The organism is Plantactinospora sonchi (genome assembly GCF_036422035.1).
In the GTDB taxonomy this organism is placed as follows: Bacteria; Actinomycetota; Actinomycetes; order Mycobacteriales; family Micromonosporaceae; genus Plantactinospora; species Plantactinospora sonchi.
Genome location: NZ_JAZGQK010000037.1, coordinates 52,525 through 63,803, shown reverse-complemented (window position 1 = coordinate 63,803; position 11,279 = coordinate 52,525). Strand labels below are relative to the sequence as shown.

General features: G+C 71.0%; 9 protein-coding genes. 4 read left to right on the top strand and 5 right to left on the bottom strand.

Annotated features, from left to right (window positions below):
- Positions 1-129 precede the first annotated feature (129 nt).
- Positions 130-1,152, bottom strand: coding sequence for a hypothetical protein (locus V1633_RS33595; RefSeq protein ID WP_331218323.1), 1,023 nt, complete (start codon positions 1,150-1,152; stop codon positions 130-132).
- A gap of 20 nt (positions 1,153-1,172) precedes the next feature.
- Entirely contained in the window at positions 1,173-2,183 is a 1,011-nt protein-coding gene (gene fbaA, locus V1633_RS33590) for a class II fructose-bisphosphate aldolase (RefSeq protein WP_331218322.1), read from the bottom strand.
- A gap of 293 nt (positions 2,184-2,476) precedes the next feature.
- Between fbaA and V1633_RS33585 the strand changes: the two genes are divergently transcribed.
- A complete protein-coding gene (locus V1633_RS33585) occupies positions 2,477-3,235 on the top strand; it encodes an HAD family hydrolase (RefSeq protein WP_331218321.1) in 759 nt (252 codons plus the stop codon).
- Positions 3,236-3,257: 22 nt separating this feature from the next.
- A complete protein-coding gene (locus tag V1633_RS33580; RefSeq protein WP_331218320.1) occupies positions 3,258-4,325 on the top strand; it encodes a glycoside hydrolase family 172 protein in 1,068 nt (355 codons plus the stop codon).
- A gap of 9 nt (positions 4,326-4,334) precedes the next feature.
- On the opposite strand, the gene V1633_RS33575 is transcribed toward V1633_RS33580, so the two are convergent.
- A complete protein-coding gene (locus V1633_RS33575; RefSeq protein ID WP_331218319.1) occupies positions 4,335-7,748 on the bottom strand; it encodes a phosphotransferase in 3,414 nt (1,137 codons plus the stop codon).
- A gap of 312 nt (positions 7,749-8,060) precedes the next feature.
- On the opposite strand from V1633_RS33575, the gene V1633_RS33570 reads away from it, so the two are divergent.
- Entirely contained in the window at positions 8,061-8,735 is a 675-nt protein-coding gene (locus V1633_RS33570) for a hypothetical protein (RefSeq protein ID WP_331218318.1), read from the top strand.
- A gap of 37 nt (positions 8,736-8,772) precedes the next feature.
- Here the strand turns inward: V1633_RS33570 and V1633_RS33565 are convergent, their stop codons facing one another.
- A complete protein-coding gene (locus V1633_RS33565; protein WP_331218317.1) occupies positions 8,773-9,534 on the bottom strand; it encodes an SDR family NAD(P)-dependent oxidoreductase in 762 nt (253 codons plus the stop codon).
- Between the two features lie 7 nt (positions 9,535-9,541).
- Positions 9,542-10,672, bottom strand: coding sequence for a pyridoxal phosphate-dependent aminotransferase (locus V1633_RS33560; protein WP_331218316.1), 1,131 nt, complete (start codon positions 10,670-10,672; stop codon positions 9,542-9,544).
- A 159-nt stretch (positions 10,673-10,831) separates the two neighbouring features.
- On the opposite strand from V1633_RS33560, the gene V1633_RS33555 reads away from it, so the two are divergent.
- Positions 10,832-11,188: a histidine triad nucleotide-binding protein gene (locus V1633_RS33555; protein ID WP_331218315.1), complete on the top strand. Its 357-nt coding sequence runs from the start codon at positions 10,832-10,834 to the stop codon at positions 11,186-11,188.
- The last annotated feature ends 91 nt before the right edge of the window (positions 11,189-11,279 follow it).

Below are 11,279 nucleotides of genomic sequence, written 5' to 3'. Positions count from 1 at the left end.
GGACGGTCGATCCGCCGGTCAACGGGAGGCGTCAGATGACGCCCGCGACCAGCGGTGAGCAGGAGTCGGCCGGTGCGGCCACGGGCGAACGGCTGAGCCGGTCCACCGCACCCACGCGCCCGGCGGGGCTCACCGGATCACCTGGCGGGGGAGGAGCAGCCCGTCGCCGGCCAACCAACCGCGACGGCCTGTCTCCGGGATCAGCGGTCGGACGCCGGGCAGAGTGTGTTCGACGTGGTGCGACGCCACCACCGTGCTGGGCCAGGAGTCGTACGCCAGGCCGCAGTTGTCCAAGTCCTCGACCCAGCCACGCCAGTCCAGGTGACCGCCGTGCTCGGCCTCCGACAGCCGGTCGTCCACCCGTCCGAGCAGGGCCAGCCTCCCTGGGTCGGCGATGGAGGCGCGTACCCGTAGTTCCCGGCGGAGCGCGTCGATCGCCTTGTCCACCCGGAGGCTGTACCTCTCGGTCGACCGGTACAGGTCGTCGATCTCCGATCGCGGCGTGGTGTCCGCGCCCTCCTGACACATCGTGGCGTAGACCCGGCGCAGCGCCGCGCGGTCGAACAGCACGCCGAGTTCACGTACGACGTCCAGCGGCTCGTCGGGGGCGTGTATCACGACCAGCACCCGGTTCGGCGCGCCGAGTACGGACCGGAGATGCCGGGGGGTGCGGCCGGTCGGGTCGGAGGTTCCCTTGACGGCGGTCAGCCGGAGGCTCGCCGGGGTGCCCGGCGCCGGGTGGAGGTCGCGCAGGACCAGCATCAGCGCCGGTGCCCGGTAGTGCACCAGGTCGCTGACCTCGATGCTGTCCAGTTGGGCCACGTTCCACTGGTAGCGCCACAGGTCCCGGATGCTGTTCCGGTCGTAGCGCAGCCGCTCCGCGTGGATGGCGGCGAAGTCGTGTCGGCGGAGGAACTCCAGACAGTCATCGGCCTTGCGGGCCAGGATGGCCTCGGGGCGGAGGGTGAGCAGGGTGGTCTGTTGCAGCACGGTCAGGACCTGGGTGCCGAGCACCTCCTGGGCGATCCGCCAACTCTCCCGGAACGAGACCTCGTCCCGGTAGAGGGAGAGTTTCGCCGGCAGGGTGGTCAGGGCTCGCCACCGCTCGTCCGTGTCCAGTTGGGCCAGGTGCGGATCGGCGGAGGCCGGCACGCCGAGACGCTCGCTGAGGTTCAAGGGGCTGGCCGGGTGCCGGCGGATCCGGTCTCCACGCAGGCCTGGCGTACCCGGGCGGCCATCGCCCCTTCCGCTTTCTCCAGATATCCACGAGAGCCGTAGACCGACTTGTCACCGAGGTCCCCGTCTATCCGCAGCACCCTGTCGTATCGGCGGAACAGGTAGTCGGCGATCGCCCGCGTGAACGCGTACTGCGTGTCGGTGTCCAGATTCATCTTCACCACACCGTGCGAAACGGCGGTCGCGACGTCCGTCTGACTGGCACCGGAACCACCGTGGAAGACGAAATCGAATGGTCGGTCCCGGCCGATTCGGGAACCGACCGCCCGTTGGATTTCTCCCAACAGTTCTGGACGGAGCCTCACCTCGGCCGGTCGATACACGCCGTGGACATTGCCGAATGCGGCCGCGACGAGGTAACGCCCCCTGTCGCCGTCACCGAGTGCGGTGACTACCCGTGACGCGTCCTCGACCGTGGAGTAGAGCCGGGGGTCGCTGCTCGGTTCCTCGCCGATCACCCCGATCTCGATCTCCAGAACCGCCTCGGCCTTCGCGCACTCGTCGAGCAGTTGCCGGCTCAGTTCGAGGTTCCGGGCCAACGGGAGGGCGGAGCCGTCCCACATGTACGACTGGAACAACGGCTGGTCACCGGCGCTGACCCGCTGCTGGGAGGCGTGGATCAGCGGCAGGAGGAACGACTCGTACCGGGTTGACGGGCAGTGGTCGGTGTGCAGGGCAACCGTGGTCGGGTAGCCCTCCGCCGCCGCGCGGGCGAAGTCGGCGAAGGCGGTTGCGCCGCGTACCCCGTCCATGACGGTCGAGCCGGACCAGAATTCAGCTCCCCGAACGGTCACCTGGATGATCCCGTCGCTCGCCGCCTCGGCGAAGCCGCTCAGCGCGCCATGTAGTTCAGTCGACGAGCGCACATTTACCGCAGGATAGGCGAAGTGATGTTGCTTCGCCCGGTCCAGCATCTCTCGGTAGAGTGCGGGAGTGGCAACCGGCATGACGTCCTTTCCGAGACGAGGTGGCGGTCGTCCAGTGCGGTGCGGCGGCCATCCAATGGGAGGCGGCGGTCGTTCAGCGTGAGGTGGCGCTCACGCGGCGGCCGAGCGAGCGCACGAGTCGAGCCTTCAAGTAGGGCACGCGGCACTGGTCTGTGTCAATGTGTTCCAGTGACGAGTGGCGGGTGCCGTCGATTGTGTACGGCATCCTGGACCGGTGACGGGCCCGCCACCATGATTCGGAGGGCCTGGCTTCCCGCCGGTCCGTCGCACGGGCGCGGACAGGGGGCAACCGCGTGTCACCGAGATACCTGGTTCTGTGGGACGTCGACCATACGTTGATTGAGACCCGGGGCGTCGGCACCGCCCTGTTCGGCGAGGCGTTCACCCGGGTGACCGGCGTGCCGATGCGAGAACTGATCAAGATCCCCGGACTCACCGAACCAGACGTGCTGCACCGTATGCTGCGGCTGCACGACCTGACGCCCACCGAACAGATCTTCGCCCGGTTCGCGTACGAATTGACCGCCCTGCACGAGGAGCGGATCGACCTGCTGCGTACCCGGGGTCGGATGTTGCCCGGCGTGGAGCGGACGCTGGCCGAGCTCGCCGGACACCCCGAGGTGGCGCAGAGCGTGCTCACCGGCAACCTGCGCGGGGTGGCGGCGGTGAAACTCGACGCGTTCGGCCTGACCCGCTGGGTGGACCTGGACGCGGGCGCCTATGGATCCGACCACCGGGAGCGGGCGGCCCTGGTCGGCATCGCCCGCGCCCGCGCTGCCGACCGGTACGGGCGGGACTTTCCGGGACCCGCGACCGTGATCGTCGGCGACACCCCGGCGGACGTACGGACGGCCCGGACGGCGGGTGCGGCCGTGGTGGCGGTGGCCACGGGCAAGAGCGGGGCGGCGGAACTGGCCGCCACCGCTCCCGACCAGCTCCTTTCCGACCTGGCGGCGGTGTCGCCGTTCTTCCCAGTGGTGGCTGGTGCGGCCCGGGCGGCGATGAGCGGGGAGCGCACCGGCGAGCTGCCGGACGGCCGGGTCAGAGCCTGAGCGTTGTATCCGTGGAGGCGAGATGAACAGCTACGGCGTTGCCGGTCTGTCCGGGATCACCACCGGCCGTACCCGGTCGGTGAGCCCGGAGAACCCCACCGGCGGCAAGGGAATGGGCGGTAGGGCGGTCGACGGCACCGGCGCCCACGCGGCCCGGGAACTGGGGCAGGGCTGGAAGGTGTCACCGAGCGTGGTCGTGCCACCCGGACAGCACACCGTCCTGGCTGATGTCGAGGGTCCCGCTGTGGTCCGGCATATCTGGTTCGCGGTCCACCCCGACCACCTGCGCACGCTGGTCCTGCGGGGATACTGGGAGGAGAGCACCCGGCCCGCCATCTCGGTTCCGCTCGGCGACTTCTTCTGTCAGGGTTGGGCCGAATACGCCCCGGTCAACTCCATCCCGGTGGTGGTGAACCCGTACGGCGGCCTGAACTGCTACTGGGAGATGCCCTTCCGGCGTCGTGCCCGCCTCGTGCTGGAAAACCCCGGCCCGGTGCCGGTGACGGTGTTCTACCAGATCGACTACGAGCTGGTGGAGGTCGAAGCGGCGGCCGGGTACCTGCACGCCTGCTGGCGACGCAGCAATCCGCTGGCCGCGCTGGAGGAGCACGTGCTGCTGACCGGGGTACCCGGACCGGGACACTACGTCGGCACCTACCTGGCCTGGGGGTCGAACAGCGGTGGGTGGTGGGGCGAGGGCGAAGTGAAGTGTTACCTCGACGGCGACGACCAGTTCCCGACCATCTGCGGCACCGGTACGGAGGACTACGTCGGCGGCGCCTGGGGCTTCGACGTACCCGGCCAGGGATACACCACCTACACCACCCCGTACCTCGGTTTCCACCAGGTGGTCCGGCAGGATGGTCAGGCGCGCAGCCAGCAGCGGTTCGGCATGTACCGGTGGCATCTGCCGGACCCGATCCGGTTCGAGCGGGACATCCGGATGACGGTGCAGGCGCTCGGCTGGCGGTCCGGCGAGCGTTACCTGCCGCTGCGCGACGACGTCGCCTCGACCGCCTGGTGGTACGCGGCCCAACCGGAGGGCATCGGCCTGCCGGGACCGGAACTCGACGAGATGGAGGTGATCTGAGTTGCCCGGTCAGCTGGTGACCCGTAACGCCCGGGTGATCTCCGCCGGCTCGACCTCGCCGGGCGTACCCCAGACCGTCCTGGCCCGGGAAACCTTGAGCGCCAGGTTCTCCACCAGCTCCCGCACCCGGTCCGGGGAGACGTCCGGGTCGGAAACCACCTTGAAGTAGCGCACCGAGTCGACCAGCGCCGACTTGACCCGCTCGTGGGACAGGTACAGATCGAGGTCGGCTTCCCACCGTACGGTCGCCTCCGCCGGCAGCCGGGCCTGCCAGGCGGCCCGCATCGCGGCCTCGTCGTCCGGCAGGTAGGCCATCTTGTGCAGATGGCTGCAGAGGTCGTAGACCGGATCACCCCATAGCGCGAACTCCCAGTCGATGATCACGATCCGGCCGGCCGGCGTGAGGATCATGTTCTTGCGGTGCACGTCCGCGTGGACCAGACGGAACGGGCGGGCGCTCAGTTCCGACCAGGTGATCGGAGCGAACGGGTCGGCGGGGAACCGCAGTTCGTTCCAGAGCCAGCCGAACTGCTCCAGGTTCTCCCGGTGCACCTCCCGGGTGACGTTGCTGAGCTGGCTGGCGAAGCCGGCGGTGTCGCCGTCACGTGGCCAGTCGCCCGGTGGCCGCGGAAGCTCGGCCGCCGGCACCAGACCCATGGTCACGAAGAACTCCGCCACCTGCTCGACCAGGCCGTCGGGGACGGCGGTGTTCTTGGGCGCGACCGAATCGACCACCACGCCCTCGACGTACTCGTGCACCTGGAACGCGGGGTCGGCGTGCACCGCACGCAGTTTCGGCACGGCCGGCACGTGCCGCCCGACGGCGGCCAGCACCAGGTGCTCGGGCCAGATCGCCAGGTCCATCGTGTCGGTGTCCGGGATCGGGATGCGTACCAGGTCGTCCCCGACCCGGACGTTGTGGTTGTAGAAGCCGGCCGCGTGGTCGTCCCGACCCAGCGCTTCCCGGTGCAGGGCGGAGAGCCCGTCGCCGGTGAGCAGCTCGAGCACGTTGCCGATCCGGTGGTCCAGGTCGGTCACGCTCTCCGGCAGGCGCAGAGCGGCTCGCGCCCGGGCGACCGCGGCGTCGAGGTCCGGCGCGGGCTCCCCGAGGCGTTCCGCCAGCCGCACCCCGGCGATCACCAGGGTCGGGTAGACCTCGGCCGCCTCCAACTCGGCGATCGCCCAGCGGACCGAGGCGAGCGCCTCGGTACGGCGGCCGAGCCGGGCCGACAGGGCGGCCCGGTAGAGCTCCGCCCGGGCTCGGCCGGAGCGGTACGCCGAACGTTCGAACGCCGCGACCGCCTCGCCGAGGGCGTGCTCGGCCGCGCCGAGCTCACCCAGGGCGGTGTGGGCCAGACCCAGCGCACAGTACGCCTTGCCGATCTCGTGGTCCGCGCCGATCTCGCGTTGCCGGGTGAGGGCGGCGTGCGCCACCGGCACCGCCGCCCGAGGATCGGTGACCGCCAGCAACTCGGCACGATTGGTCATGATGTCCGCCAGGCCGATCGCGCTGCGCGCGGTGGTGTAACTCGCCTGGGCCCGCGCGAGGTAGTCGGCCGAGGCCGGATAGTCGAAGGCGAACCGGTAGCCCAGGTGGAGCAACCGTTCTACGTTGCCCCGCTCCTCGTGACAGTGGGCCGGCAGCATCCGCTCGATCTCGGTCGCCGCGTCGATCGCGTCGACGAAGCGTCCCTGCGCCATGTGCAGGTCACCCGCCCACAGACCGGCGTCCAACCTGGCCGGCCCGTCGTAGCTCTGCCACACCATCTCGTACCGGTGCAGCGCGTCGGCCGTGTCGCCGAGGATGCGGCGGGCGTGCGCCGCCGCCACCGCGAGGCGGGCCCAGACCTGGTCGGCCGGTGGCTCGATCGGTAGCGCTGCGGTCAGCTCCGCCGCAGCGGCGGCATCGCCGTGCATGACCAGCGTCTCCGCGCGCAGGCAGGTGACCAGGTGCTCCAGGTGGCTGGCATCCGCCTCGACCAGGTAGTCCTCCAGGTCCGCCAGCATGCCCTCCACCCCGGATGTCGCCGACGCCGTGCGTACCCGGTCGCTGTAGTCGAGGAAGATGGTCGGCGACAGGTCGTCGCCGCAGAGTCCGTGGTGGGCCGCCTCCCGCAGCGCCACCACCATCTCCGCCGGTGCCACTCCGGCCCGGTCGGCCCGGTCCCGCCAGATCCGGTGCAGCAGGCGGTGCAGGGCGACCCGGCTGGGTACGCTGAGCCGGCGTCGCATGGTCGACGCCATGAGCTGGTGCAGTTGCAGCCCGAAGTCACCGGCGGGCTGCACGAAGGAGTAGCCGATCAGCGACTCCCAGGCCAGAGTGTGTGACGGCAGGGCGTACGCGTCCGCGACCGCCCGGAACACCTCGCTGTCGAAGAGCCGGGCCGGGCTCAGCAGTTCCAGCATCCGTACGTCCACCGGGTCGACGTGCTGGAGGAACCGTTCCAGGATCGCGTCCGGCGAAACGACCGAACCATCCGTGGCGGTGGTGCCGGCGTCCGTGGCGAGGTGGAGGAAGAACGGCACGCCCTCACTGCCGTGGGCGATCGACCCGGCCAGTTCGGGATCCTCCACCCCGATCGCCGCCAGCAACTCCAGCCGCGCGGGAACCGGCAGGCCGCCGATCGGGATGGTGTGGGTCAGCTCCGCCCACGCCGGGTCGTAGCGGTGCCAGTCGATCGGCTCCCGACTGGCGATCACGGTGAGACCGTCGTCGACCTGGGCCACCAGGTCACGCAGCCAGGAGTCCACGGCGGCGGTCCGGCCGGCCCGGGCGGCACCGCCGATCAACGCCTCGTACGCGTCGACGAACAGGACTTGCGGCGCCCGCCCGCCGTCCCGCAGGTCGGCCGCGAACAGGTACGTCACCGCGTCCATGAGCTGTGGAAGTGGCAACTGGTCCAGCTCGCGCAGGGTCTCGTCGTTACGTACATGGTGCCATCGGCGTACGTTACGGTCGGCCAGGTCGATCAACTTGACCGCGGTGCCGAACACCGGGACCGCGGTGATCTGGTCGAGTAGCCCGGTCAGCACCTCGCTGTTCTCGACCAGAGCACGACCCTCCCGACCGAGGCTGAGCCGGGGATGGAGTCGTTGCCACAGCACCGCGTACGCGATGTCGAACCGGTGGAACTTCACCCCCTGCTGACCGAACTGGGTCCGGAGCACGGCCAGCGCGTCCTGGTGTTCCCGCTGCGCCGGCACCTGGAGATCCAGTACGGCGGTCGGGCGGCTGGCCGGGACCCGGTTGCGCAACTCGACGAGAAGGCGGGACTTTCCGATCCCGCCGATCCCGGTCAGGTTCACCACCCGGGTGTTGTTCTCGTACCCCGCCAGTAGGTCCTGGAACGCGACGAGCACCGGCTCACGGTCGACGAACGGCCGGCGGGAGGCGCCCGGCCGGAAGCGGGGGGTGAGTGCCATGACAACCTCCGTGCCAGCGCGACATACAGTCGGAGTGCTGTCGCTCGTACGCTCGGCCACCCTCCAGATTAGGCGATGGGGCATAGCCGGGGATCGGGGTGCGGGGCCTCGGTCATGGTGCTGCTGATGACGTCGCTGTACGCCGCACCACCGCCTGCGGCCACCGGGTGACCCGGCGGCGGTGGGGACCTGCGTTGACCGACGAGTTGATCAGTGGAACCATCCACGACGTGAACAAGATCGCGTGGCGGCGGGCGCCCTACGCCGGTGTGCTGCCCGACTCCGGCGTTGCGTGACTCCGGGTTCATGAGCATGGACTCGACTGATCCGCGACCGGCGCAGAGTGTGCCGCCGCTCGTGTCGGAGGCCGTGTCGCCGTCCCGCTGGTCGTTCGGGGTCGCGGTGTCCGGCGGCAACGGCGACATCCGGACCTGGGGTGCCGGTCGGCACAACGTCGACCTCGCCCGGGTCTCGGCACCGCGTAACGCGAAGAAGGCGGTCGTCCTGCCCCGGTCACCGTTCACGATCCGCAGCCGGCCCGACGGCGAAGTCCTCTGTACGGTCCGGCCGACCGGAGCGGAGAGCTACGAGGTGTGTGCGGCCGACGGTTCGGCACTGGCCACGATCACCCGCCGGCCCGGTCGGTTCTGGCCGTGGCCGCGCCGGATCCGATGGACCGTGACGCCCGGCGCCGGTCCGACGACGTTCACCGGCCGGGTCGGCAGTTGGTACACCTGGCTGGCGTACGTCGTGTTCGCGCCGCTGTGGGTGCCGTTCCTGGTCATCATCGGGCTGTATTCGGCGGTCACCGGGACCGGGGGCGACGACATGGTGCCGGACGGCCCGACCCGCACCCGCTGGCGTGCGCCGGGACACGGCACGGCACTGGAGTACCGCGGCCTCAACAAGGTCTTCCACCTCGCCCCCCGGCGGCTGGACCACCGGGTCGCCTACGCGCAGGCGGTGCTGCACGACTGGGACCGCTGACCGGACTGGACCGGGACGGGGCAGGGGAGAGTCGCCGTCAGGTCCGCAGGTACGAGGCGCCGTTCAGGTCGACGATGGTGCCGGAGGCCCACTCCGCCTCGGGGGAGGCGAGCCAGTACACGGCCGAGGCGACCTCCTCCGGGCGGGCGACCCGGTTGAACGGGCTCTGCGCCCGGATCGCGTCACCGCGCGGGGCCTTGAGGTGCTCGTTGGTCATGTCGGTCTCGACGAAGCCGGGCGCGACCGTGGCGACCGCGATGCCGTACGGGGCGAGGGCCACCGCCAGCGACTGGCCGAGCGAGTTCAGCGCGGCCTTGCTGGCGCCGTACGCCGGTTGGGTCGGCTCGCCCCGGAAGGCGCCCCGGGACGAGACGTTGACGATCCGGCCACGCCGCTGTCGCAGGTGGGGGGCGGCGCACCAGATGGCGTTGGCGGCGCCGAGCAGGTTGACGTCGAGGATCCGCCGCCACTGCTGCTGCCACTGCTCGTAGGAGGTTTCGAAGACCGGATGCGGGTCGTCCGCCCCGCCGAACACCCCGGCGTTGTTGACCAGTACGTCGAGTCCGCCGAGCCGGTCCGCCGCCTCGTCCACCATCGTCCGCACCTCGGCCGGGTCGGCGAGGTCGGCCCGGACCACCACGTGCCCGTCGCCGGGCAGCGCCGCGACGAGTTCCTCGGCCAGCGGGGTCGAGTCCCGGTGGTGTACGGCCACCCGGTCCCCGCCGGTGGCGAACGCGATCGCCACCGCCCGTCCGATGCCCCTGGAGGCTCCCGTCACCAGTACCGCGCGTCCCGCCATCTGATCATCATGCCGCAGTCGGTGCCGCGCTCCGTTGCCGGGGAAGAGCATCGGCGAGGCGGTCGAGTGCCGCGCTGAACTCGTCGGGCGGAAGGTGGCCGAAGCCGAGCCGGAACACCCGGTCCGACTCGCCGAACCAGGAGCCGGGTGCGACCCGGGTGTCCCGCGCGGCGAGGCGGGCGTGGAACTCCGGGACCGCGTCGTCGGTGAACCGGTCGGCCGGCAGGCGCAGGCAGCACATGGCGCCGCCGTCCGGGAGGACGATCTCCAACCGGTGGTGCCGGGTCCAGTCCACCAGTTCGTCGAGCGCGTCCCGCAGCCGCCGCGCGCGGGGGCGGAGGAGTTCGGCCTGCCGTCGGAGGACCCGGGTGGCGAAGTACTCGTCAAGGGTGGAGCAGGCGATCGTGGTGACGAACTTGGCCTCCCGGAGCCGCTCGTACAGGTCGGGGTCCGTCGTGGTCAGCCAGCCGATCCGCAGCCCCGGCGCACCGTGTGCCTTGGAGATCGAGGAGCAGGTCACGATCCGTGGCGACAGTGTCGCGGCCGAGGATGGGACCGGAGCGTCACCGTAGGTGGCGGCACGGTAGGTCTCATCGACCAGCAGCACGGCGTCGGGCGCCCGTTCCGCGACGACGGCGAGCAGGGTACGCAGCTCCTCGTCGGTGAAGCGGACACCCGACGGGTTCTGCGGCGACGCCACGGACACCAGGCGGGTGTCCGGCGTCAGGGTACGGGCCAGCCGGTCCAGCGGCAGTCGGTAGCCGTCGTCGAACGACAGTGGCAGCACCTCCACCCGCGCCCCGAGCCCCTCCGGCACGGTCCGGGCCGGTGGGAAGCAGGGTGTCGCGAGCAGCACCCGGTCGCCGGGCCCGCAGGTGGCCTGGGCCAGCAGGAACATCGCCTCGATCCCGCCGACCGTGACCAGCACCTGGTCCGGCCGCACCCCGGCGTCGGCGGCGATCAGTTCGCGCAGTTTGGTGTCACCGCGTGAGGTGCCGTAGCCGAGCGGCAGGTCCGCGAGCGCGGCGGCCTCGGCGAGGGCACCGGTGGTCAACGGCGGACATGTGCTCTCGGCGAGGTCGTACCGCACCGGCACGTCGACCAGGGCGGTGATGGGGCTCGATGCGAAGACGGTCATGGTCTCCAGGGTCGGAGCGTCGGCGGCGCCGGGACAGAGCCAATTCGCTCGGACTGGTTCGACCGGCGCGGCCGTACCCGCGGTTGTCGGACCAGGTCGCGGCCGGGACGCGCGGGAGGCGCGCCGCGCGGCCGGGGCGGCACCCCTACGATGCGGGGCATGGAGAGCAACAGCGACTGCCTGTTCTGCCGGATCGTCGCCGGGGAGATCCCGGCGACCGTGGTCCGGGAGACCGAGACCACGCTGGCCTTCCGGGACATCGGGCCGCAGGCGCCGGTGCACGTGCTGGTGATCCCGAAGGAGCACTACGCGGACGTGGCGACGCTCGCCCAGGCCGACCCGGCGCTGGCCGGTGAGGTGCTCGGCACGGCGGCGGTGGTGGCGGAGAGCGAGGGCCTGCTCGCCGACGGCTTCCGGATGATCTTCAACACCGGCCCGTACGGCGGCCAGGAGGTCTTCCACGCGCACGCGCACGTGCTCGGCGGGGAGCCGCTGGGGCCGATGCGGTCGCGCTGAACCCCGACGTCACCGGAACCCGCCGACACCCAGTTCTTCGAGGTCGGGAGGGTGACCGGTACGATCAGTGATCTTGGCGTGAGGGGGCGGT